This window comes from Sphingomonas trueperi, assembly GCF_040545965.1.
Classification (GTDB): domain Bacteria; phylum Pseudomonadota; class Alphaproteobacteria; order Sphingomonadales; family Sphingomonadaceae; genus Sphingomonas; species Sphingomonas trueperi_C.
The window spans coordinates 82,970-104,968 of the sequence record NZ_JBEPMV010000003.1 but is presented as its reverse complement, the minus strand read 5'-3'; the positions used below and the strand labels follow the sequence as shown (position 1 = coordinate 104,968).

Annotated in this window: 19 protein-coding genes; all 19 read left to right on the top strand. The window is 67.6% G+C overall.

Going from position 1 to position 21,999, the window contains the following annotated elements; translation table 11 throughout:
• Window positions 1-166: 166 nt before the first annotated feature.
• The 19 genes from ABIC35_RS08095 (at window position 167) to ABIC35_RS08005 (ending at window position 21,996) form a co-directional block, all read left to right on the top strand.
• The gene (locus tag ABIC35_RS08095; protein ID WP_183049343.1) at window positions 167-973 is read left to right on the top strand and encodes a TnsA endonuclease N-terminal domain-containing protein; all 807 of its coding nucleotides are present in this window, start codon (window positions 167-169) and stop codon (window positions 971-973) included.
• Window positions 973-3,135 carry a DDE-type integrase/transposase/recombinase gene (locus ABIC35_RS08090; RefSeq protein WP_121075453.1) on the top strand — a complete coding sequence of 721 codons (2,163 nt, stop codon included), beginning with the start codon at window positions 973-975 and terminating at the stop codon, window positions 3,133-3,135. Before ABIC35_RS08095 ends, ABIC35_RS08090 begins: the two co-directional genes overlap by 1 nt.
• Complete coding sequence (locus ABIC35_RS08085) at window positions 3,132-4,784, top strand: ATP-binding protein (RefSeq protein WP_121075457.1); 1,653 nt, start codon at window positions 3,132-3,134, stop codon at window positions 4,782-4,784. Before ABIC35_RS08090 ends, ABIC35_RS08085 begins: the two co-directional genes overlap by 4 nt.
• Window positions 4,785-4,786: 2 nt before the next feature.
• The gene (locus ABIC35_RS08080; protein ID WP_121075460.1) at window positions 4,787-6,502 is read left to right on the top strand and encodes a TnsD family Tn7-like transposition protein; all 1,716 of its coding nucleotides are present in this window, start codon (window positions 4,787-4,789) and stop codon (window positions 6,500-6,502) included.
• Window positions 6,503-6,555: 53 nt separating this feature from the next.
• Window positions 6,556-8,265, top strand: coding sequence for a TnsD family Tn7-like transposition protein (locus tag ABIC35_RS08075; RefSeq protein WP_183049344.1), 1,710 nt, complete (start codon window positions 6,556-6,558; stop codon window positions 8,263-8,265).
• A gap of 529 nt (window positions 8,266-8,794) precedes the next feature.
• The gene (locus ABIC35_RS08070; protein WP_220667341.1) at window positions 8,795-9,220 is read left to right on the top strand and encodes a hypothetical protein; all 426 of its coding nucleotides are present in this window, start codon (window positions 8,795-8,797) and stop codon (window positions 9,218-9,220) included.
• A 286-nt stretch (window positions 9,221-9,506) separates the two neighbouring features.
• Window positions 9,507-10,178 carry a carboxypeptidase-like regulatory domain-containing protein gene (locus ABIC35_RS08065; protein ID WP_121075469.1) on the top strand — a complete coding sequence of 224 codons (672 nt, stop codon included), beginning with the start codon at window positions 9,507-9,509 and terminating at the stop codon, window positions 10,176-10,178.
• A 1-nt stretch (window position 10,179) separates the two neighbouring features.
• Window positions 10,180-11,379 carry a phage tail sheath family protein gene (locus ABIC35_RS08060; protein ID WP_121075472.1) on the top strand — a complete coding sequence of 400 codons (1,200 nt, stop codon included), beginning with the start codon at window positions 10,180-10,182 and terminating at the stop codon, window positions 11,377-11,379.
• A gap of 27 nt (window positions 11,380-11,406) precedes the next feature.
• The gene (locus ABIC35_RS08055; protein ID WP_121075475.1) at window positions 11,407-11,880 is read left to right on the top strand and encodes a phage tail protein; all 474 of its coding nucleotides are present in this window, start codon (window positions 11,407-11,409) and stop codon (window positions 11,878-11,880) included.
• A 4-nt stretch (window positions 11,881-11,884) separates the two neighbouring features.
• Window positions 11,885-12,763 carry a hypothetical protein gene (locus tag ABIC35_RS08050; RefSeq protein ID WP_121075478.1) on the top strand — a complete coding sequence of 293 codons (879 nt, stop codon included), beginning with the start codon at window positions 11,885-11,887 and terminating at the stop codon, window positions 12,761-12,763.
• Complete coding sequence (locus ABIC35_RS08045) at window positions 12,751-13,524, top strand: CIS tube protein (protein ID WP_121075481.1); 774 nt, start codon at window positions 12,751-12,753, stop codon at window positions 13,522-13,524. Before ABIC35_RS08050 ends, ABIC35_RS08045 begins: the two co-directional genes overlap by 13 nt.
• Complete coding sequence (locus ABIC35_RS08040; RefSeq protein ID WP_121075484.1) at window positions 13,521-15,035, top strand: phage baseplate assembly protein V; 1,515 nt, start codon at window positions 13,521-13,523, stop codon at window positions 15,033-15,035. The genes ABIC35_RS08045 and ABIC35_RS08040 overlap by 4 nt, the downstream gene beginning before the upstream one ends.
• 3 nt (window positions 15,036-15,038) lie before the next feature.
• On the top strand, window positions 15,039-15,383 hold the full coding sequence (locus ABIC35_RS08035; protein WP_121075487.1) for a hypothetical protein: 345 nt from the start codon (window positions 15,039-15,041) through the stop codon (window positions 15,381-15,383).
• Complete coding sequence (locus ABIC35_RS08030; RefSeq protein WP_121075491.1) at window positions 15,380-15,811, top strand: GPW/gp25 family protein; 432 nt, start codon at window positions 15,380-15,382, stop codon at window positions 15,809-15,811. Before ABIC35_RS08035 ends, ABIC35_RS08030 begins: the two co-directional genes overlap by 4 nt.
• Window positions 15,811-18,351, top strand: coding sequence for a baseplate J/gp47 family protein (locus tag ABIC35_RS08025; RefSeq protein ID WP_121075494.1), 2,541 nt, complete (start codon window positions 15,811-15,813; stop codon window positions 18,349-18,351). The genes ABIC35_RS08030 and ABIC35_RS08025 overlap by 1 nt, the downstream gene beginning before the upstream one ends.
• Entirely contained in the window at window positions 18,351-18,923 is a 573-nt protein-coding gene (locus ABIC35_RS08020) for a hypothetical protein (protein ID WP_121079235.1), read from the top strand. Before ABIC35_RS08025 ends, ABIC35_RS08020 begins: the two co-directional genes overlap by 1 nt.
• Window positions 18,910-20,304 (top strand): FG-GAP-like repeat-containing protein, encoded by a 1,395-nt coding sequence (locus ABIC35_RS08015; protein WP_183049345.1) that lies wholly within the window; start codon window positions 18,910-18,912, stop codon window positions 20,302-20,304. The genes ABIC35_RS08020 and ABIC35_RS08015 overlap by 14 nt, the downstream gene beginning before the upstream one ends.
• Window positions 20,305-20,342: 38 nt before the next feature.
• The gene (locus tag ABIC35_RS08010; protein ID WP_121075499.1) at window positions 20,343-21,383 is read left to right on the top strand and encodes a PASTA domain-containing protein; all 1,041 of its coding nucleotides are present in this window, start codon (window positions 20,343-20,345) and stop codon (window positions 21,381-21,383) included.
• A 7-nt stretch (window positions 21,384-21,390) separates the two neighbouring features.
• Entirely contained in the window at window positions 21,391-21,996 is a 606-nt protein-coding gene (locus ABIC35_RS08005; protein WP_147425845.1) for a hypothetical protein, read from the top strand.
• Window positions 21,997-21,999 lie beyond the last annotated feature (3 nt).

Genomic DNA, 21,999 nt, shown 5'->3' with positions numbered 1-21,999 from the left:
CCTGACAGAACAAGCCTGAAAAGTCCGCCGACTCGAGAGTCGCACAGTCGCGAATCGGGGTCAATCCCGCACCATCCTCCTGCCGGCAATCAGTAGAAATCGATCTCGGTCCGACGCCAGGCGCCGGACCGATGGAGGCATGCGGGTGGCCAAAAGGCAGATAAAGATGACGGAGCAGGTGATCGGCGAGCGATACCGCGCCGGGCGCGGAATCGGCGACCGCGACACCTATCGGCCGTGGCTCGACGTCCATGACCTATCCTCTCTCGGGCTCTCCGCGCGGGTGCCGTGCCCGAAGACCGGCCGGTTGCATCACCTGCTGTCGGGCCTCGAGACTGGAGCGTTCATGGAATTCATGTTGATGCCGGACGTCATCGATGTCCAGGAGCAGTATCCGCTCGACCGCGAGGACACACGATCGATCGCCCTGGAGATGGGGGTAGCGCATCCGACCTATCCCGGTGGGAAGGTCGACGTCGTGATGACTACGGATCTCGTCGTTCATCGCCGCACGCCTAACGGCGTCGTGCGGTATGCGCGCTCGGTGAAGCCGGTCGCGGAGCTTGATGACGCGCGGACGCTCCTGAAACTGGAGATCGAGCGGCGTTACTGGAAATCGCGAGGCATCGAATGGATGCTGGTCACGGATCTCGATCAATCTCGCCGTCGGCACACCGGCATCGCGTGGATGTATGCGCGGCTCGCGTTGGAGGAGCACGAAGACCCGGCCTATTGGTCGTCACGCGTGGACGCGCTCCTAGGCGCATACCGGTCGGGCAAGGCTAAGACGTTCGCCGACATCGACACTGAACTCCGGCTGCGTGGACATGCGGCGGAAGGCGAGACCGTGGAGATCGTGCGGCACCTTTGCGCCACCGGCCGCCTGATCTTCGACCCCGAACGCGTCTTCGACATCAGCTGGTTGCTGACCGAGCTTCCGCTGGTCGAGACAGGCATGCGGCACGCAGCCTGATGTCGCACGGTCCGATCTTGCAGGGCGACGTCTTGCGGTTCGCAGAGACCGGGCGTCATGTCCGTGTCGTCTGGATAGAGCAGCCGGCGGACCTGCTCGTGGTCTTCGATCTCGAGGGCGACGAAGGCTTCTCGCGGGCGAGCTTTAGCGGGACCGAGGCGATGATCGCCGCAGGGTCGGTGGAGCCCGTATTCAAGCACGGCTTCGACGCACCCATTCGGCCCGGGCCGATATCGGAGAAGCGTGCGGATCGCGGCAAGGTGCTGATGAAGGCCATCGAACCGCTCCTCGCGATGGGGGTCGAACTCTTCGACGACCGCAAGCGTGGTTCAGCCGTGATGCGCGCTGCGGCCGACGGGCCCGACCGCAAGACCCTGCATGCGGCTCTCGACCGCTACTTCAGACATGGCATGACGCCTGCGGCCGTGATTCCGGGTTTCCTCAACTGCGGCGCACCCAATAGGAAGAAGCGTCGGGGCCTGGTGAAGCTCGGCCGCCCGAGGAGGCTGGGCAAGCGGCCGGGCACCAACGTCACGCCTGAGATCGAGAAGATCTTTGAGCTTGGGATCAGGCGTTACTACGGACGGAACGGGCGCATTAGTCTTGCGAAGGCGCGAGTCCTCATGCTGACCGAGCTCTGCATGGAGCGCCGGATTGATCCGGACACGCGCAGGATCGTCTACACGGCGAAGCCGCTCTATGAGGAGGAGGATTTCCCGACCATCCGGCAGCTCTCCTACTGGTTCAAGGAGAACGCGGACATCTTCGCGATCAAGCGCGAGCGGACCGGCCGCAAGAGCTACGATCGCAACCTGCGCGGTATCACGGGCAGCGCTCAGTCTCACGTCAGGGGACCAGGTTCGCGCTACGAGATCGATGCCACGATCATCAACATCTATGTCGTTTCGGAACTTGAAGACGGGCTGATCATCGGCCGACCGGTCCTCTATGTCGTCGTCGACGTCTTCAGCAAGATGATCGTCGGCTTCTACATTGGCCTCGAGGGACCCTCTTGGGTCGGTGCGATGATGGCGCTGGTCTCGGTGGTCGAGAACAAGCGCGAGTTCTGCGCCCGCTACGGCGTGATCATCCGTGATGGCGAGTGGCCCTGTGAGTTCCTACCGGAGGCGCTCCTCGGCGACCGCGGTGAGATCGCGTCTCGCATCATCGAGATGCTGCAGCAGCGGCACAACGTGATCGTCGAGAACGCGCAATCGCACCGTCCGGACTGGAAGGGGACGGTCGAGAAGCGGTTCGACCTCATCGATGTTGAGTATCGGCCGTTCGTGTCAGGCTATGTCGCCCCCGATTTCGGCGAGCGGGGAGTTCGCGACCCGCGGCTGGACGCGATCTGGACCATCTCGGACCTCTACAGGACGATGATCCCGCTCATCCTCCACTTCAACAACCGGCACAAGTTGGTCGACTATCCCCGGGACGGTGCGATGATCCGTGAGGGGGTGCGCGCCATTCCCGCAGAACTGTGGGAGTGGGGGATTGCGACCCGCCAGGGACGGATGCGACGCGCCTCGGTCGATGCGGTCAAGTTCGCGGTGATGCCGACGGACACCTGCACGGTGCGCCATAAGGGAATCTACTTCCGCGGGCTCTATTACACGTGCGACAGAGCCGAAGCGGAGGATTGGTTCGCCCACGCGCGCCAGACTAGATGGTTGTCGAAACCGATGTCCTACGACTTGCGGTCGGTGCGGCACATCTACCTTCACGACGACAGTGCCCCGGAGGGCTACGTCGTCTGCAAGCTGCTGCCGCATTTCGAGTGCTACGAGAACCTTTCCTTCATGGAAGTCGCGGCGATCATGGCGAGTGACAAGGCGGACACCGCCGACCGGTCGGTGGAGGAGGTCACGTCGCAGGCCGAGGTCGCCGCGATGATGCAGGACACCGAGCGCGCCGCCCGTGAGAGGGGCAAGGCCTTCCGGGCGCGCCGTCCGAAGGATGTGAAGGGCATCCGCGAGAACCACGCCGGCGAAAAGGCCGAACGGCGCCGGGACGAGGCCTTCGATCTCGGCGAGGGCCGCGCGAACGGCGGCAACGTACATCAACTTCCGATGCCTTCACGCCACGACCGGAACGACGACGATGATGGCGCCGAACCGACGCTCTCGCAGCTCCTGAAGCGGAAGGACGACACACGATGACCACGTGCGGAAATCATGCCAGCGGCAGCTTCTACACCGCCGGCCTCCCCACGGTTCGTGCTGCGGCCGATCTCTATGCTGATCTTGCGGTGCCGCCGCGTTGGACGGAGGACGAGCGCAACCTCGACCACTGCCATCGCCGCATCTGCGTGGTGAGGCTCAGCAACTACTTCAAGCCCGGTGCGCGGCACATCAAGTTTGCGGAAGGGTTCCTCATGTTCCTGCACAAGGGATACGAGGGCAGGGGGCGGCTTGTGACGGACCACCAGCGCCGCATCCGGGAGTTCGCGGCCGAACGCGCGGCCGGCACGTTGCTCGACCTGTCGGATGAGGCTGGCCCGCACGCTCCTCGAGTCCATATGACGCGCAAGGCGATGGGCACGAACAACTCGGCGAGCAGCGCGGTGCTGCTTGGCATGGCTGGCATGGGAAAGACACTCACGACGGAGGAGATCCTCAACGGCGTGCCGGAGGTGATCGAGCACACCGCTCCAGTGACGATGAAGCAGGTTGTGTGGCTGAAGCTCGACTGTCCCCACAAGGGGTCAGTGCGGGCGCTCTGCATCGACTTCTTCGCTGAAATGGATCGGATCCTGGGCACCTCCTACAAGCGTCAGTATGCCTCCTCCCGTGCCACGGAGGAGTCGATGATGAGCGACATGGCGCTCGTTGCGAATCTTCATGCCCTGGGCGTGCTGGTGATCGACGAGATCCAGCACCTAGGACGTGTCCGCGAAGACAATGACGTCCTGCTCAAGTTTCTCGTCACGCTCATCAACAAGATTGGGGTGCCGGTGCTGCTCGTCGGGACGACGGCAGCGACTGACATCGTTCGCAAGACGCTTCGGCTCGGTCGGCGTTCTGTCGGTCTCGGATCAGCCTCATGGGATCGCTACGACCGTGCCGACGCCGACTGGAACGAGTTCGTCGACGACCTCTGGTCGTATCAGTGGACGGATGTCGAGACGCCGCTCGACGATGCCCTCCGTGAGGTATTCTACGACGAGACGCAGGGTATCGTGGACCTCGCGGTGAAACTTTACATCCTGGCGCAGATGCGTGCGATCCGGCGGGGCGAATCCGGTGGCAACGAGCGGATCACGCCAGCCATTGTTCGCCGCGTCGCCAGCGAGGATCTCGCGATTGTCCGTCCGCTCATCGATGCGCTGCGCTCGGGTGATCGCCGACGCATCGAGAAGTATGGCGATATGTCGTCGCTGCGTGACGAGTTCACGAAGGTGCTTGAGGCGCAGTTGGGGCGTCCAGGCTTCGCTCTGCCGGCGCCGACGCCGGGACACCGCGGCACCCGTGCAGAGGGCGAGGCCGAGATGTCGGACGATGACCGGTTTCTTCAGCAGGTGTTCCGCCAGCTTGGGATTGGAGACGACGTGGGGTCCCGGATGGTGGAGGACGTGCGGCAGGACGAACCCGGCGCGGACGTCTGGCGGATCGCGGACCTGCTGCGTGCTGACCGTGGGGCGCCTAAGCGCAAGCCGCGGATCGCTGCTGCGAAGGCACCGGCTGTGCCCATGCAGGCCGACGATATGCGCGCCATCGTGGCCGCTGGAGGCGCTGACGGGCTTTCCGCCTATGCGTCGCTGGCGAACGCCGGTCTGGCCGGCCCTCAGACCTTCTTCAGGACGGTGTAGGCGTGCTCGCCTACTTCCCTGAAGTGATGCCGGACGAGCTGCTTTACAGCGCCCTCGCCCGGCTGCGGCGACATCGCGGGATTGGGGCTTCCAGTCAGTTCATGGAGGAGCTGTTCGGACGCAGTCACGCCGTTGCCTCATTCGACTTGCCCGGCGGGATTGGAGCTCTCGTCGAACGGCTGGGGTCGGCGTGCGGCCTCAACGCCGAGGCGATCATCCGCCGCGCTACGCTGTTCCCATTCTACACCGCCTTTGTCTCCGCAGAGGCCAGGGAGACCACCCGGCGTGCCATGGTCGAAAGCACAGTTGGCGTTCACCTTCGGCTGGGGTTGGCTGCGTCGCGCATCCCCGTCGTGCGCGCACTTCGCTACTGTCCCGAATGCATCAGCTCGATGGGCGCCAGGGGAGGTGAGCGGTATTGGCGGCGTGCGCATCAGCTACCAGGCATCACCACCTGTCCGGACCATGGAATTGCGCTCCATCGTTCGTCCCTCGTCGTGGGCCAGACGCGTCGCCATGGGTTCGTTGCTGCGGACGACGCAGACCTTGTCGTCGTCGGATCAGGAAACCCGGTGATCGCCTCACCGGACGCCGCACGTCTGCAGGCCCTCGCGGTGGCGGCCGCACGGCTTCTTGAAACGCCGCCCGAACCAGCGGAGCCAGCGGACATTTCCGAAGGTTATCGCGCCAGGTTGGCGCGTGTCGGCCTCGCGACGGGCGCCAAGGTCCACCAAGCCGAGCTTGAGCAGGCATTCCGCGGATACTGGGGGGCGGCGCTTCATCATGTTCCGGGCATCTTATCCCGCGCCGCGTTGCAGGGGGATTGGCTTGCCAGCCTCGTGCGGCCGCGTCCCCGCGCGATGCACCCCATCTACCATCTTCTCCTCAGGCTGTTTCTCGACGAACTGGCTGAAGTCCAGCCGCCGTTCGGCTCCGGCCCATGGGAGTGTCTTAATCCGCTTGCCCCTCACTTAGGCGATTTCGTCGTGACCGACTTGCGGGTGAGACGTGATCGCTCGCATCTCTACGGCGACTTCGAATGCGGTTGCGGTTACGTCTACACACGCAGGCGAGACGTAGACGGGACGATCGGGCCAGCCCGTTATCGCTTATACGGCCCCAGCTTTGCGCCGGCGCTCAGGGAGGCGATCGCGCGCGGTGAGGGGCTGCGGGCTGTAGCGCGCCGGCTGAAGCTCGACCCCAAGACGGTGATGCGGGAGGCTGCTATCGCCGGCGTCGCGACGCCTTGGCGGCTGGCGCCGTCCGGTGCTGTAGCGCGGGGCAACCCCGTCGATGTGCGATGCAGATCGCAGTCCGCCGTGCAGACACCGCATCATGGGTCCTGCGCGCGGGACTGGTCGTTCATCGATCGTCTCATAGCGAGGGCTGTCGGCGCCGAGGCGGCGGCCGTCCATTCGCTGCTGCCGCCTGTGCGGGTGACGTTCAGCGAACTGGAGCGACGTATGACAAGCCAATCGTGGATCCGTGACCGCAGCGCCAAGCTGCCGAGGACGATCGCGCGCATCGACTCCGTCGTTGAGTCTACGAACGCATTCCGCGAGCGTCGTCTCGGCTTCGCGCTGTCTGAAGCGGAGGGCGCCACGAACGTCACCGCGTCGTGCATTCTCAGGAGCGCCGGACTCCCAACCACATGGATGCCCAGGGTTCGTGCTGCGATGGCTGCGAGGAGCACGGTCCAGGTGGAAGAGGCCGCGTGACAAACGCAGGCAACTCTTCCGGGACTGGCGGGCCTCTCGCAGGGCTCGCCTACATGCCGGAGCGCTTTCCCGACGAACTGCTCTTCAGCTGGCTAAGCCGCAGTCACGTCCACTACGGATCGCCTGATCCGGTGACGTTCACCCGCTCGCTCTTCGGCTCGAAGAGGATGGCCTCGTCCTACGACTTGCCGGGGAACCTGCGGCTGCTTTCGTCATGTTTGCCGACGCGCACCGACCTGGCAGCGGAGATGATGCTCTGGGAAATGACCCTGTTCCCCTACTACGCCGCGTTCGCAGATCGTGCGAACCGCGACGCGGCCATGGCGGCGCTGATTGAGGGGGAAGGAGCCCAGGGTAGGGCCCTCCTCGGGATGAACGCGCGGAGCCACAAGTTATCGGCATTTCGATTCTGTCCCGAATGTCGCGACGAAGATATTGCGGAATTCGGCGAAACCTACTGGCGCCGCGCCTTTCAGGTAGAGGCTGCACTGGCGTGCCCGAAGCACCAAAGGATGCTCTTGGCATCGGATTGCCAGCTCGAGGGTAAGTATCGCTTCCAGGCCGCGACTCGTGAGAACTGCCGCGATGACGCGGTCCCTGTTTCAGTAGCGACGGATGCAGGGGTTATCGAGCGCCTGGCAAGACTTACGTCCGCGGTGCAGCACCTCTTGGTGCTTCCTCCGGCAGCGATGTCGAGGACGGAGCTCAGGGATGATTACAGGCGACGTTTCGCCGACGTGGGCATCGCCCGCATGCGTGGCGACAAGTATAGTGCCGCGCTCAATCAAGCGATGGTTGAGCACTGGGGAGGAGCGCTTGCCTGCTTGGGCTCGCAGGCGGAGATCGACGAGAAGATGCCTTGGCCTACGCGGATGGCGACATCGAGCTACGGCCATTCGGTCGTTCGCCATCTGCTGCTGAGGGGCTTGCTCGATGCTGCCCAGGATGGGCGATTCGGACGTGACCGACCCTTCGGTAACGGACCATGGAATTGTGAGAACCCGCTCGCTGAACACCGAGGGCAACCAACGATACCGACTTGCAAGCTGGGCCGGAGCTATGCTGGCGGCGGGCGCGCCGGCATCTTCGAATGTTGTTGCGGTTACGTCTACACGCGCAGATTGATGCCTGACGGCTCCATCAAGCAGCCGGCACGGCAGAGTTGGGGGCCACTTCTGGAGCCCTACCTTCGAGAGTGCGCATCCAACGGCCTTGACGCGTCCGTCGTCGCCGTGAGGCTCGGCTGCACACCGAAAACCGTGCGGAGTCTGGCGGCTTATTACAACTTGGGCACGAGTGTATCGCGTCAGGTGTATCGAAACTCTTGGGTATCGACCTACGTTGATGGGCCTCGGCGCCGCAAGTCTAAGCCGCCAGCGACTGACGGCAAGAAGCCGGTCAAGCGCGGCCGCGACTGGGGCGCTTTCGATTCCGATCTCGCAGTTCGGCTCGCTGCCGCGAACGCAGAGATCCTGTCGGCAGATCCTCCAATCCGTGTAACGCTGGAAGCATTGGCGGCTCGGGTCGAAGAGTGGCCCGCCGCAATATCGGGCAATTTGCACCGCATGCCGCAAGTCGCGGAATTCTTGCGCGTGGCAATTGAAACGAAGCTAGGGTGGGATACTAGGCGGGCGCAGATGATCGTCCCTTTTCTCCGGGCGAACTGGGATAGCCTGATGAAATTGGAGCGTTTGCGGCTGCTTAACAGCCCCGGCGTTCGGCAAAGGCGCGCGATGGATCGAGCGTCAGGCGATCCGTGGTAAAACTCTATTGGTTCAGATCAGATTGAAGTGAGGAATATTTTCGGTCCGCTTTGTCCGCTGTGGGAAAACTTTTGAGCGGAACGGGTCGAAATGGTGGCGGCGTAGCCAGCGGCTCAGTGGGATTTCTTTATTGCACTTTCACATTCACGTGTAGGCGTTCAAAGAGACTGCGTCGGACATTAAAATCTCTGGGCTGTGGACCGGACGGCGGAAAGATCTCCAACGACAGGCCTTTGGCTTGGCGGACGGGTTCAGCTGGCCGAGGTCGTACTCCCAGACCTCGGCCGTGACTGCTGGACCGCTATGATGGCCAGGCGACCGGAGGAAGCTGCCGCCGGCCTAATGGCCTTCTGCGACGCCGTGATCGCGCTAGTGGCGGGGCACCATGACAGGCGTCTCGTCCAGGTGGTGATAGACACGCTGACCTGGGCGCGGGACAATCGCGACCGCTCTTGAGCCGCGAGTTGCGCGCGCTCGGTTATCGCAAGCTATCGGCGCGGCCGAACACCATGCCCAAGACCCGGAGTCGATGAAGGCTCTTAAAAAGGGTGCTTCGCTGCCGAGCTGGACAACTTCAGGCGCTCCCTCCGCGCGGCACACCGATAGAGATCTGGTTTCAGGGCCCGCCCCGGACTTGATCCGGGAACGAGGCGCGGGTCGGGTAAGAGAATATCGGCGCCGCACGACCAGCGCACCAAATCCGCCTTACCTCTTCGGCGCGATCTGCCCTCGGGAGGGTAAGGCCGCGGGCCTCGTTCTGCCGTTCTGCAATATCGACACCGTGAACCTGCACCTGGCCGAAATCGCCAGGCACCTGGCCCCAGGCGTCCACGCCGTGCTGATCATGGATCAGGCCGGCTGGCACATGACGAACAAAGTTGCCGTGCCTGGCGACATCAGCATTTTCCCAATACCTGTCAAATGCTTCGAACTCAATCTGCAGGAGAATGTCTAGCAATTCCTGCGCGATAACTAGCTTGGGGGCCGCATCCTAGCCTACTAAGAGGAAATCGCCTACCATCGCCTCGGCACCTGAAAACGGCTTGTCGACCAAAGCGCGGTCGCCATGGCAAACCTCCTATCCGGCTGCATTGCTGAATCAAGGCCAGACTCTGCCTGCAAGTCCCCACGACTCGCCCTCTTCGAGCCTTCATGTCGGTAGGTGCAATCAAGTGGCCGATCTTGCTGCTTTGCATTTGGAGGTTATTGATTTAATATTCGGGCGAGGGGGAGGCGAGCGCATGCTCGAACACGCAGATGACCTCACGCGATCGTTGATTGCCCGCCTTGCCGATGGCACCGGCCTGCCGGTCGTTGCCCTTTCCGCGGGGCAGGGCGGCGACATCGACCGGATCGAGGTGCGTCTGGTTGCCGTGCGGCCTCGGGGCACACCCCGCAGCTGGGATCGGGCCGATCACCTTCAGCTCGATTATCTGGTGACGGTGCGGCGCGGCGATCCGCTGGCCGAGCATCGCGCCGTTGCCGACCTTGCCTTTGCGCTGCTCGGCGATCCTGGCTTTGCCATTGTCGACGATGCCGATGTCCCCGGCTGCTGTGCCCGGCTGGGCATGGCGCTCGCGCCCGGCATGGTGGTGCGGGCATCGCTGGTCCGCATGCAGCCGGCGGAGGAAGCGCCGCTGGTCCGCTTCCCGCTGCGCGCGCAGATGGGCGCGATCGGCAGCGTACAGGGGCGCGTACTGGGGCCGGCCGAAACGCCGATCGCCGGGGCGCTCGTCAATCTCGTGGGGTTCGATCCCGTCACCCGCACGGGCGCCGATGGCGGCTTCCGGCTGTCCGCGCCCGCCGATCCGGAGTCCGCGCTGCGGGTACGCGTGCGGGCGCGCGGCTTGGAAGCGGAGATGCCGGTCGCCCCCGGCGAACCGACGATCGTCACGTTGAGGATGGAGAGCTGACATGGCGGCCTATCTCAGTCCCGGTGTCTATGTGGAGGAAGTCAGCTCGGGTCCACGCCCGATCGAGGCGGTGGGAACCTCGACGGCGGGGTTCGTCGGCCTGGCGCCCAGCGCCGGGGCACGGCCCGGCGAAGCAGTGGCGATCAACAACTGGAGCGCGTTCGTCCGCGACTTCGTCGAACCCGGCAGCGCCGCGACGGACCTCGCCAATGCCGTATACGGCTTCTTCCTCAACGGCGGCACGCGCTGCTATGTGGTCAATATCGGGACATCGGACGGCGCGATCGCCGGCGGCGGGCGTGGGCTCGACCTGCTGGAGGCGATCGACGAGATCGCGATCATCGCCGCGCCCGGCCGCACCGATCCGGCCGCCTATGCCGCGCTGCTCGACTCCGCGGAGCGGATGCGGGACCGTGTCGCGATCCTCGACGGGCCGGCCACGGTCGACGACGTCGAAGCGCTGACCCGCGCCGCCAGCGTGAGCCCCACCGAAGGCGAGGAGGGCGATGGCCGAAAGGCGAAGCAGAAGCCCGGCCTTCGCCCGCGTGATTCCGACGGCGGCTATGGCGCCTTCTATTACCCCTGGATCATCGTCCGCGACGCGCTGGACCCGGACAAGCAGGTGCAAATCGCGCCCTCCGGCCATCTCGCTGGCATCTATGCGCGGACCGATGCCGAGCGCGGCGTCCACAAGGCGCCGGCCAACCTGCCGATCCGGGGTGCGCTGGGCGTCAGTCGCATCGTGTCGCGCGCGGAGCAGGATGTGCTCAACCCTGTGGGCGTGAACTGCATCCGCCAGTTCAGTCGCGAGGGCGTGCGCGTGTGGGGTGCCCGCACCCTCGCCCCCGCCGGCAGCGAATGGCGCTACCTGAACGTGCGGCGCCTGTTCAACATGATCGAGGAATCGATCGCGATCGCGACGCGATGGGTGGTGTTCGAGCCGAACGACCGGCCCTTGTGGAAGTCCGTCAAGCGCGACGTCGATGCGTTTCTCACCCTTTTGTGGCGGCAGGGCGCGCTGGCCGGAGCGACGCCGCAGGAAGCCTTTTTCGTGCGCTGCGACGCAGAGACCAATCCGCCGGAGGTGGTGGATGCCGGGCAGGTGGTCGCGCTGATCGGGATCGCGCCGGTCAAGCCCGCCGAGTTCGTCATTTTCCGCATCGGCCAAAGCGCCACGGGGGCAAGCGTCGAACGCGCCTGACCCCGGCCTTGTTGAGGAGATGTTGCGATGCCCGATGCACCCACGGACAATGGCACCAAGCAATCGCGGGTGGGCGCGCCCACCGACCCATATCGCAACTATCATTTCCTGCTGACGATCCAGGACGTGTCCGAGGCGCGGTTCACCGAATGCGTCGGGCTGGGAATGCGCATCCAGCCGATCCGGTACCGCGAGTCGGGCGCCGGGCAGATCGTCCGCGCGCTGCCAGGGCCGGTCGACTATGCAGAGGTCACGCTGCGCTATGGCCTCACCAACTCGACCGAGTTGTGGAACTGGATGAACGCGGCGGCGACCGGGCGGCCGCTGCGGCGGCACGTCTCGATCGTGTTGCTCGAAAGCGACGGCGCGCGCGAGGCGATGCGCTGGAACCTCATCAACGCATGGCCGTGCCAGTGGCGCGGCGCCGTGCTCGACGCGATGGGCCGCGACGTCGCGATAGAGGAATTGTCGCTGGCCTTCGATTCGCTGGATCGGGGCTGATCCGATGGACCAGATGGGGCGCGTGCTGGGCAGCGTGCTGGCGGCACTGGCCGCGCTGATGCGGTTCCTGGCCGACAGGCTGGATCGCGCAGGCGGGCGGCGTGCGACGTCCGAACGGACGATGCTGGCGCTGCGTCGCCGTTATCCTGATGCCCCGGATCACTGGCTGCAGACCCTTGCCGAGCGGGCGCCGCACCTCGCCGCGCCGGAAACGGCGTTCGAGGGGGACGCGGCCTATGGTCTGGAGGAGGGGCCGGTCGACGAGGCCGCACAGCCGCCCGCGATCGGGCCCGTTGGGGAGCGCGCGCGCCGACCGCGGTTGTCTCGGCCGGCGCCGCTGCGCTGGCTCTTCCCGCGCCGCAATCTGCCGTCGCGCGCTTCGGCGCCCGAGCAGAGGCGGAAGCCGCGGTTCGCGCCCCGCTTCCCGGCGACGCATCGCCGCCCGCCGCCACCCGCAACCGCCTGGGGCGACGCGGCGCTTCAACCTTCGCGCGTACCCGCGCCGCGCCGCGAGGACGGCGCCCGGACGGTGCGTTCGCGACCGGCTGATCGCTGGCCCCTGCCGCCGGCGGCGCGCGTAGACGCCGGGTCGGACGGGCCTGATCCCATCTCGCCGCCGCCCGTCGCGTTGCCGGTCTGGCCGGAACTGCCGCACCGCCCGCGAGCGGACCCGCGCTTCCCGCGTGACGGGCACGCAAACGGCCATGCTGAGATGGCCTTCGACGTGCCGGATCGCCCCGGCGTCGCGCCGTCGCATCGCCCGCGATCGATGGACGCCCGCTGGCCGTCGCTCCCTGATGCCGATCCCGAAACTACGGCGCTGCCGTGGCGCCCGGCGAGTGATCTCGCCGCCGAACAGGGGAGCAACCGATGGAGCGCGTGACGTTCGTCATCGAGGCGACCGGGGATCGCTTCTCCGCGCTGCTCAACCCGGAGAGCCTGGAGATGCGGCGCACCGCAGGCTTGCGGCGGCGTGCCGGCGCGGGTGGTGTCGTGCTGGGTGGAGCCCGCACCGACGATCCGCTGATCGCCACCGGCGGCGGCGCCACCGAATATGACCTGTACCTGCTGTTCGACGTCGACTTGGCGGAGGAGGCGCGCAGCGTGCGCGCGGCAGACCAGGCGCCGTCACTGGGCAGCCGCGACGTGCGCGAACTCACCCGGCCGCTCTGGAACCTGAGCGAGAATGCCGGCGGCGAAGACGGCACCAGTGCCCCGCCGATGGTGCGCTTCATCTGGGGCAAGGCGTGGAACGTGCCCGGCGTCATCACCGCGGTGGCGGAGCGACTGGAGCAGTTCGATGCGAACGGGGCGCCTCGGCGATCCTGGCTGAGCCTGCGCCTGCGCCGTGTCGAGGAGCGGGTGCCGTCGCCGGCCGTGCCACAGCCGACGAGCCCGCAGTTCGAGGTCGCGACGCCGCTGCGCGACGAACGCAACATCGTGAACTATGATTCCATCGCGGTGGCGGCGGGCGAGGGCGGCATGCTGCTCAACCGGCTCTATCTGATCGCGGCCGAACGCTATGGAGACGCCGCCTATGCCCGCGCGATCGCGCGGTTCAACGGTCTCGACGATCTGCTGCGCATCCCCGAGGGGGGCGCGCTCACCCTGCCGCCGGCGGCGGTACTGATGCAGTTTCTATGAGCGGGCCGGTGCTGCGCCGCCTTCCCGAACTCCGCCTGTCCGGCGCGCTGGTCGCGGGGCCGATGGCGGCATCGGTCACGTCGCTTGTCGTGCGGCACGCGCTGGGCGCGCCCACGGCGGCCGAGATCCTGTGGGCGGATCTGGCGCCGGCCCACCGCGCCGAGATCGCGATCGGCGCCCCCGTCGAAATAGGCGTGCGCGGCGAGGGCTGGTTGTTCGACGGGGAGATCACGGCCATCGAGCATCAGGTCGATGGCGCAGGCGGGCGTATCCTGCGCGTGCGCGCCTTCGACCGGTTGCACCGGCTGCGCAAGCGACAACGGCCCCGCGCGCTGAGCGAGGTGACGCTCGCGACCCTGCTGGCCGAGGCGATGGCGGAGGTCGGCGCCGCCTCCTTCGTAGCGCCCGACACGCCGCCGCGGCCGACCCTCATCCAGCACGACCAAAGCGACTTCGACCTGATCGCCGAATGCGCCGCCGCCCATGGCTATTATCTCCGGCTGCAGGACGGCGTGCTCGATGCATGTAGCCTGGCCGGCGACGGGCGGCCGGCCCTGCCGCTGGAGGTTGGGGCGGAACTGCTCGCCGCCCGCGCCGCCACGAGCGTGGAAACGCTGCGCCGATCGAGCGAGGCGCAAGGCTGGAGCCCCGCCGATCTCGCGCCGATCGCGGCGACGGCCGGGCTTGCCCGGCAGGACGCGGTGGAATTGCGGGATATCGATGGCGGCGCCTTTTCCGACCTGGGCGCCCGTTTCCTTCTCAATCGCATCGGCGCGGATCGGGACGAGGCGCTCGGCTTCGCTCAGGCGGACATGGACCGGGCCGTCGCGGCGCAGCTCGTGCTCGAGGCGACGGTGGCGGGTACGGCGGCGCTGCTGCCCGGCCGGGTGCTGGCGGTGCGCGGCATCGCGGACGAGGTCGACGGCGCATTCGTGGCGACCGTGACCGAGCATCGCTTCGATGCGGCGATGGGCTATGTCGTCGAACTGTCGACCGCGCCGCCCCCGGTGCCTGCCCGCGCCCGGGTTCCGGCGGTGACGCTGGGAACGATCGCCGATGTCGACGACCCGCAGCGGCTGGGCCGCGCGCGCGCGCTGCTGCCGGCCTTTGGCGGGGTCCAGAGCGGCTGGATGCCGGTGCTGTCGCTCGGCGCCGGCACCGGCAAGGGCGCGGTGCTGCTGCCCGAACCGGAGGACGACGCGCTCGTCCTTCTGCCCGATGGCGATCCCGCGCGCGGCATCATTCTGGGCGGTCTATATGCCACGGGGGACGCCGATCCGCGGCTCGCCTGGGACGGTGTGCCTCGCGCCTATGAGCTCCAGGCGCCGGGCGGCCAGAAGCTTCGCTTGTCCGGGCATGATGCCTCCTGCCGGCTCGAAACGGGGGCCGGCGACGTCTTCGAATTCGGGCCGGATGGCGCGAAGCTCCACGCCACCGGCGATCTGGTGATCGAGGCGCCGGGGCGGCGGCTGCGGCTGCGCGCCGCCGCGATCGATTTCGAGCGGGCCTGAGCGATGCGCTGGCTGACCCGCGATGCCACGATGATTTGCGACCATGTCGGCCATGTCGACATCGGCTTCACCCAGACGCTGGTGCGCATCCAGGGCCGCGAGGTGCTGGTGGCGACCGATCCCGAGGGGCCGCGCATCACCGGCTGCCCGAACATCAATCCGGTGATCGGCCTGCGCCCTTGCCTGACCACGCTCAAGGTGGCCGAAGGCTATTCGGCGCTGGTGCGGATCGAGGGGCGTCCGGTGTGCCTCGATACGGTGCATGGGCTTACCGACGGCTCTCCGCCGGGCACCGTCGCCTATAAGGTGACCGCTCCCGGCCAGACGCTGGTGGAGGCGGCGGCATGAGCCTGCGGCCGATCCGGGGGTTCCGCTTCGAGGGCGGCCTGCTCGGCACCAGCGCCGGGCCGTTCGACGGGCTGACGCTGACGCCCACGGGTACGTTGGCGATGGTGGATGATCATGCTGCGGTCCGCCAGGCGGTTCTGATCCTGCTGACGACGGTGCCGGGGGAGCGGGTGATGCGCCCCGACTATGGGTGCCCGCTCGATCGGCTGATGTTCGCGCCCAATGATGCGACGACGGCCGGGCTCGCGATCCATTATGTGCGTGAGGCAATTCGCCGCTGGGAGCCGCGAGTCGAGATTGTCCGCATCGATGCGGGCGTCGAGGATGCCGACGGGGGACGGCTGCGCATCGAACTCGACTATCGCGTGCGCCGCACCGATCGGCTGGACAGCATCGTCCTGCCGATCGACCTGCAGGGAGCGAACTGATGCCGCTGCCTTCGCCACGGCTGGACGATCGCACCTACCAGCAGCTGGTCGACCAGGCGCTTGCGCAGGCGAGCGCGACCTGCCCCGAATGGACCGACCACAACCCCGCCGATCCTGGCCGCACGCTGCTCGAGTTGTTCGCCTTTCTTACCGAGGCGATGCTCTACCGGGTCAACCGGGTGCCGGAAAAGCTCTACATCGCGCTTCTCAACCTGGCGGGGGTGGAACTGCGGCCGCCCAGCGCGGCGGCGGCGACGCTCACCTTCGCGCGTACCGGGGGCGGGGATGCCGCCATCGCGGTGCCGCGCGGCACCCAGGTGACGACGGCGGACGGAAGCGTGCAGTTCGTCACCACTCAGGCGGCCACGCTCGACACCGGCCAGGCGAGCGTCGACGTGCCGGCGCTCGACTGTACGCTGATCGAGGGCGAATTGCTCGGCGTGGCGAGCGGCCAGCCGGGCCAGACCCTCTCGGTGTCGCGCGCGCCCGTCATCGCGCCCAGCCATATGGGCGCCGACTTCCTGCTGGGCGTCGAAGCCGCGCCGGAGGAAGATCTGGAAGGCGACGCGACGATGCCGTTCGGCACCAAGGCCTATCGGCTGTGGCGCGAGGTCGACAGTTTCGCCGATATCGGGGCCGGCGACCGGCTGTATCGGCTCGACCGGGCGCAGGGGCGCGTGCAGTTCGCGCCAGCCATCGATGCGAGCGGGCAGGGCGCGCGTGCCGTGGCCGCCCTGCCGCCGCCGGGGCGCGAACTGCGCGCCTGGTATCGCACCGGCGGCGGGCGCAGCGGCAATGTGGCGGCGGGCGCGCTGAAGCTGCTCAAGAACGGCCCCGTCGGCGTGGCGGTGACCAATGCCGCCCGTGCCACGGGCGGCACCGATGCGGAGACGCTGGCGGAGGCGCTGGCCCGCGCCCCGCTGGCACTTTCGTCGCTGCGCTGCGCGGTGACCGAACGCGATTATGAGCAGGTCGCGCTGTCCACCGGCGGTGTCGCCCGCGCCCGCGCCTATGCGCAGGCGCAGGCCTGGGCCCATGCCGATCCAGGCGTGGTCGAGGTGCAACTGATCCCCGAGATCGACCCCGCGGTACTGCCCGATCGCGCGATCACCGCCGAGGTCGTAAGTGATCATCGCGGCGAGGAACTGCGCCAGCGCGTCGCCTCCGCGCTCGATCTCCGCCGTCCGCTCGGCGTGCGTACGGCCGTGGTCTGGGCGCGGGTGCGGCCGGTTGCGGTCTCGGTGCGGGTGGTGGTGGGCAAGGAGGCCGATCATGCCCGGATCGGCCAGGCGGTGCGCGAGCGCGTCAACGATCTGCTGTCGCCGCTGCGCGGGCTGCCGTTCGGTGCAGCGCTGCGCGCCGCCGACGTCTACGAGGCGATCATGGGTCAGGCCGGTGTCCGTTATGCCGACCGGCTGTGCTTCGAGATCGGCGAGACGCCCGATCGTGACGTGGCGGCACTGGTCCGCGATCCGCACCAGCCGGGCTGCTGGTTCGCGGGCGGCGCGACGGGGCTGTACCGCAGCCTCGACGATGCCGACAGCTGGGCCCGCGTGCTGGCGAACGAGGGCGAGACCGTCCGCTTCGTCGTGCCCCATGCCAGCCTCGCCGGGGTGCTGGCGGTGGGGGTGATCCGCGCCAAGGGCGCCGCCATTCATGTCTCCTATGATCTTGGCGAGACCTGGCGGCAGAATGCGGTGGTGTTCGACGCGGAGGTGTTCGACGCCGAGTGGATCGATCGCGACGGCGCGCCGATGCTGCTGATCGCAACCGCGCAGGGGCTCCGCCAGTTCGCCCCGCGCGGGACGGCGGGGCCGGTGCCCGTGTCGGTCGACAAGGCGATCGATACCAGGGGCTTCTATGCGGTCGCCAGCGCCACCTCGCCCTCGGGGGTGGTATCCGTCGCGGTCGCGGCGTGCGGGGAAGGCGGCGTCTATCTCTCGGCCGCCGGCGGCGTTTCGGAGACTTTCCGGCCGGTGGGCCTGAAGGGCAAGGATGTCCGCGTGCTTGCCGTCCAACACACCCAGGCGCGCGCGTTTCTCTGGGCGGGTGTCGCCGCCGAAGCGGGCGAGCAGGGCGAGGGCGCCTATCGCAGCGAATTGCGCGCCGACGGCGCCAATGATCCGGACGGGTTCCAGCCGTTCAACATCGGCTGGCAGGGCGGCAGCTGCCAGGCCCTCGCCTTTGCCGATGCGATGGTGTTCGCCGGCTCCAATCGCGCGGGCGTCCTGTGGACGGACGCGATGGCGGGCAAGCCGGCCTGGACCGGGGTACGGCTCGATGCCGGGCTGCCGATTCGCGACACCGAACGGCTGCTCCATGTCGTCAGCGCGCTGGCCGCGACGCCGCAACCGGGTGGAGCGCCGATGGTGCTCAGCGGCGGGCCGCTCGGCGTGCATGCCAGCATCGACGGCGGCAACCGCTTCCTGCTCGCCTCGGCGACGCGCTTCACCGAACGTATCCCGCTGCCGCCGGGCTGGCTCTATTGCGCCGGGGCGCACCGCATCGACGTGGCGAGCGACGACGGGGCGTGGCGCTGATGCGGCGCGAACTGATCGCCGGGTTCCTGCCCGAAATCTACCAGGTCGCGCTGCGCCCGGGGACGCCGCTCGCCGCCCTTCTCGCAGTGATGGAGGGGCTCCACATGCCGACCGAAGCCCGGCTCGACAGCCTGGACGCGGTGCTCGACCCGCTGCGCGGCGAAGAGCGCTTCGTGTTCATGCTCGCCGACTGGCTCGGCTTGGCCGCGTATCTCGACTGGACCGGCGGGCGCCCGGGGGCAGGTGTGGCGAGCTTCGCCACGGGGAACGAGCGCCTGCGCCTGCTCGTCGCCGAGGCCGCCCGCCTGTGGCGCGATCGCGGCCTGCGCCAGACGCTGGAGCGTTTCCTGACAGTCGCGACGGGGATTGACGGCATCCAGGTGGAGGACGGGGTGGCAGGCGCGGACGGGCGCATCCGCCCGTTCCATCTTCATGTGCTGCTGCCGGCGGGAGCGCGCCGCTATGCCACGCTCGTCGCGCGGATCGTCGCCGCCGAGCGGCCCGCCCACGCGACCTATTCCATCCGCTATGCCGAGCCAAGTGAGGACCAGGAGCAGCATGCCGAGCTTTGAAATTCCTGACGGCCCCGCCGAGCTGAAGCTTGCCGCGGGGGGAAGTGGCACCGCCGTCTACGCGGTGACGAACAAGGCGGCGCTGTCGCTCAGGGGCCGGGTAAGCGTGCAGGTCAGCGACGGCGCCCGGCCCGAATGGTTCACGATCAAGGGCGAGAGCGAGCGCCAGTTCGGGGTCGGTGAAAGCCAGACCGTCGAGGTTCAGGTCGCCGTGCCGCAGGGCACCGTGTCCGGACGCTACAAGTTCCGGCTGCGCGCGGTGGCGGTGAACGATCCCGACAATGACCATGCCGAAAGCCCCGCCGGCGCGATCGTGCTAGTCGGCGGCAAGCCGGACCCCTTCCCTTGGCTGACGCTGCTGCTGGGCCTGGTCGCGCTGGCGATCGTGGTCGGGCTGGGCGTCTGGCTGCTGACGATGAAGGGCGCGGCCCCCAAGCCCACGCCTTCCGACACGCCCAGGCCCGCGCCGCCGACACCGACGCCGGTGGCATCGGCAGCGCCGCCGCTGGTGCAGCCCAGCGCGGACTGCCACTGGGCATTTTCACCGGGCGCGCGGGAGTCCGGCGTCGATCTAATCGACGGGCCACCGATCCGGCGGCTGCGGTTCGGCGATTTCGACGGCGATGGCAGGACCGACGTCTTCACCAGCGTCGCCCAGTCGGACGGTAGCTTCCGCTGGTTCTATTCGCCCGGCGGTGCCAAGCCGTTCCGCCCGCTGGGCAGCGGCGCCGATCTTGCCGATCTCGGCTTTGGCGATTTCGACGGCGACGGCAAGACGGACGTCTTCTACACGACGCCCCTTCCGGACGGGACGACGCAGTGGCGCTTCGTGCCCGCCGGAACCGGAACGCCGCAGGACCTGCGGGTCGGCCCGGATATCAAGCATCTCGGTTTCGCCGATTTTGATGGCGACGGCACCACCGACGTGCTGACCACGGTGCCCGATGGTGCCGGGCAGTTCCGCTGGCAGATGTTCTCGGGCGGGCGTCGCGCCCCCCGCGCGCTGGGCCTCGGGCCCGATCTGCCGGCGCTGCGCTTCGGCGATTTCGACGGGGACGGGGAAAGCGACATCTTCTTCTCGCTCCCCTCGACGCTGTATCCCGGCGCCTTCGCCTGGTGGATCCAGTTCAATAGCGGCCTGCGCAAGACCGCCGATGGCGACGAAACCTCCACCCTGCGGTTCGGCGATTTTGACGGCGACGGCAAGACCGACGTGCTTGCCACCTCGCTCAGCCAGCCGGGTGTCTATCAGTGGAAATATTCGTCTGCGGCGAATTCCAATTACCAGCCGGTCGCATCGGGGCCGAGCTATGAACAGCTCGCTGTCGGTGACTTCAATGGCGACAGCGTATCCGACGTCTTCTACGTGTCGTGCAATTGAGGACTTCGGGAGACGGCCTGCTTTAGGGGAGTGGCGCGATGTCGAGCTTCGAGATACCGGATGGTCCGGCCCAGGTGACGTTGAAGCCGGGGGCGTCGCCCGCCGATCCGGCACGCGGCAGCGCCGTCTATGCGGTGACCAACAAGGCGCTTGCGCCGGTCACCGCCCGCCTCGCCGTGCAGGTCACGGGCGATGCGAAGAGCGACTGGTTCGCGGTCGAGGGCGAACGCGAGCGGCCCTTCGCGCCCGGCGAGACCCAGACCGTCACTGTCTCGATCGCGGTTCCGCCCGGGGCGCCGCCGGGGGAACACAAGTTCCGGCTTAGGGTGGTGGCGGTCAACGACCCCGACAATGATCATGTCGAGAGCCCCATCGGCACGATCGCCGTCGCGGCTGCCCCCCTGGCGGGGGGGAACGCATTTCCCTGGTGGGCCGTCGCCATCGGGATCGGCACTCTGGTGCTGCTCGTCTTTCTGTTCACCGCGTTCGTCAGCCCCGGCTTTCTGCGAGGGACGCCGGCCGTGGCGCCGACGCCAACGCCCACATCCACGCCTACGTCTACGCCGTCACTGCCGCCGATCGACGAGGCGCGCTTCCGCGACAAGCCCTATAGCTACGCCGAAGGGTATCTGGGGGCCATCGGCTACAAAACGCGCGCGCGGGCGAATGCCACCGCAACCGGGCTGGCCCCACAGGCCTTTCTTTCCGCCACCGTGTCGACGGCCGCCGGCGATCCGCCGGGTACGGTCGACATCCTCTACGATCCCGGCGTTGCCGTTCCGCACTTCCTGGGGCTTACGCCAGCCCAGGCAAAAGACCGTGCCGGCGACCGTTTCAACCTGTCGCTCTGCAAGTCGAACACGCCGACCGATGAGATCAGCGGAAAGGTAGTGCGCCAGAGCGTCGACGATGGATCCGTGGTGGCGAAGGGAAGCCCGGTGCAACTCACCGTTGCAACCGTCGAGAATATCCCCCTCTGCCTGCGCCGGCCGTTCCCGATCCAGACCTTCTCGCCGATCCTCGACTATCGGAAGTTCGGTATCGATGCCGCCCGGCGGCGCCCTCCGATCGATCGCTAGGCGCCCGATGCGCATCCTCGGCCTGCTGCTGTTGCTGATCGGCGCCAGCTTCGCAATCATCGAAGGCTATGCGATGCTCGCGCCCGAACAGGCGCCCGCACAGGAGCCGAGCGGCAGCTGCGGTTCGCCCCCGCCGATGAAGGACGGCACGCTCGACCAGGACCGCGCCCAGGGCTGGTGCGCGAATCCGCCCGGCCCGGTCGCCTTCCTGACCCGGCGGTTCGCGCCGCGCACCCATCTCCTCGATCATCCGGTGCGCGCTTCGGCGGAGCTTGGCGACGCGACGGTGGCGGTACCGTCCGTGCCTGAGGCGCAGCGGGGGGATGCGCGCCGATCGACGCGGCAGGCGCCGTTCGAATGGCGCGCGGGGGCGGCGATGCTGCTTGTCCATGGCGATCAGAGGCTCTGCCTGTGCCGGCCGGGCCAGCCGCTCGATGCCTCTGCCACGACCGCGTGCGGGGCAGGCTGGATCGCGCACCGCGCCGGGTCGGACGGTGCGCTGCAGTGCGGGCGCAAGGACGGCGCCGGCATGTTGTTGCTGGCACCGCAAGGCGGGACGATCCGCTTTCACGCGCTGGGCGGTGAATCCAGCGTCGCGCAGCCGGAGGGCTAGCCG

Coding starts and splice junctions, on each gene's coding strand:
- ABIC35_RS08095 (WP_183049343.1), top strand. CDS start 167: ATGACGGAGCAGGTGATCGGCGAGCGATACCGCGCCGGGCGCGGAATC.
- ABIC35_RS08090 (WP_121075453.1), top strand. CDS start 973: ATGTCGCACGGTCCGATCTTGCAGGGCGACGTCTTGCGGTTCGCAGAG.
- ABIC35_RS08085 (WP_121075457.1), top strand. CDS start 3,132: ATGACCACGTGCGGAAATCATGCCAGCGGCAGCTTCTACACCGCCGGC.
- ABIC35_RS08075 (WP_183049344.1), top strand. CDS start 6,556: ATGCCGGAGCGCTTTCCCGACGAACTGCTCTTCAGCTGGCTAAGCCGC.
- ABIC35_RS08070 (WP_220667341.1), top strand. CDS start 8,795: ATGAAGGCTCTTAAAAAGGGTGCTTCGCTGCCGAGCTGGACAACTTCA.
- ABIC35_RS08065 (WP_121075469.1), top strand. CDS start 9,507: ATGCTCGAACACGCAGATGACCTCACGCGATCGTTGATTGCCCGCCTT.
- ABIC35_RS08060 (WP_121075472.1), top strand. CDS start 10,180: ATGGCGGCCTATCTCAGTCCCGGTGTCTATGTGGAGGAAGTCAGCTCG.
- ABIC35_RS08055 (WP_121075475.1), top strand. CDS start 11,407: ATGCCCGATGCACCCACGGACAATGGCACCAAGCAATCGCGGGTGGGC.
- ABIC35_RS08050 (WP_121075478.1), top strand. CDS start 11,885: ATGGACCAGATGGGGCGCGTGCTGGGCAGCGTGCTGGCGGCACTGGCC.
- ABIC35_RS08045 (WP_121075481.1), top strand. CDS start 12,751: ATGGAGCGCGTGACGTTCGTCATCGAGGCGACCGGGGATCGCTTCTCC.
- ABIC35_RS08040 (WP_121075484.1), top strand. CDS start 13,521: ATGAGCGGGCCGGTGCTGCGCCGCCTTCCCGAACTCCGCCTGTCCGGC.
- ABIC35_RS08035 (WP_121075487.1), top strand. CDS start 15,039: ATGCGCTGGCTGACCCGCGATGCCACGATGATTTGCGACCATGTCGGC.
- ABIC35_RS08030 (WP_121075491.1), top strand. CDS start 15,380: ATGAGCCTGCGGCCGATCCGGGGGTTCCGCTTCGAGGGCGGCCTGCTC.
- ABIC35_RS08025 (WP_121075494.1), top strand. CDS start 15,811: ATGCCGCTGCCTTCGCCACGGCTGGACGATCGCACCTACCAGCAGCTG.
- ABIC35_RS08020 (WP_121079235.1), top strand. CDS start 18,351: ATGCGGCGCGAACTGATCGCCGGGTTCCTGCCCGAAATCTACCAGGTC.
- ABIC35_RS08015 (WP_183049345.1), top strand. CDS start 18,910: ATGCCGAGCTTTGAAATTCCTGACGGCCCCGCCGAGCTGAAGCTTGCC.
- ABIC35_RS08010 (WP_121075499.1), top strand. CDS start 20,343: ATGTCGAGCTTCGAGATACCGGATGGTCCGGCCCAGGTGACGTTGAAG.
- ABIC35_RS08005 (WP_147425845.1), top strand. CDS start 21,391: ATGCGCATCCTCGGCCTGCTGCTGTTGCTGATCGGCGCCAGCTTCGCA.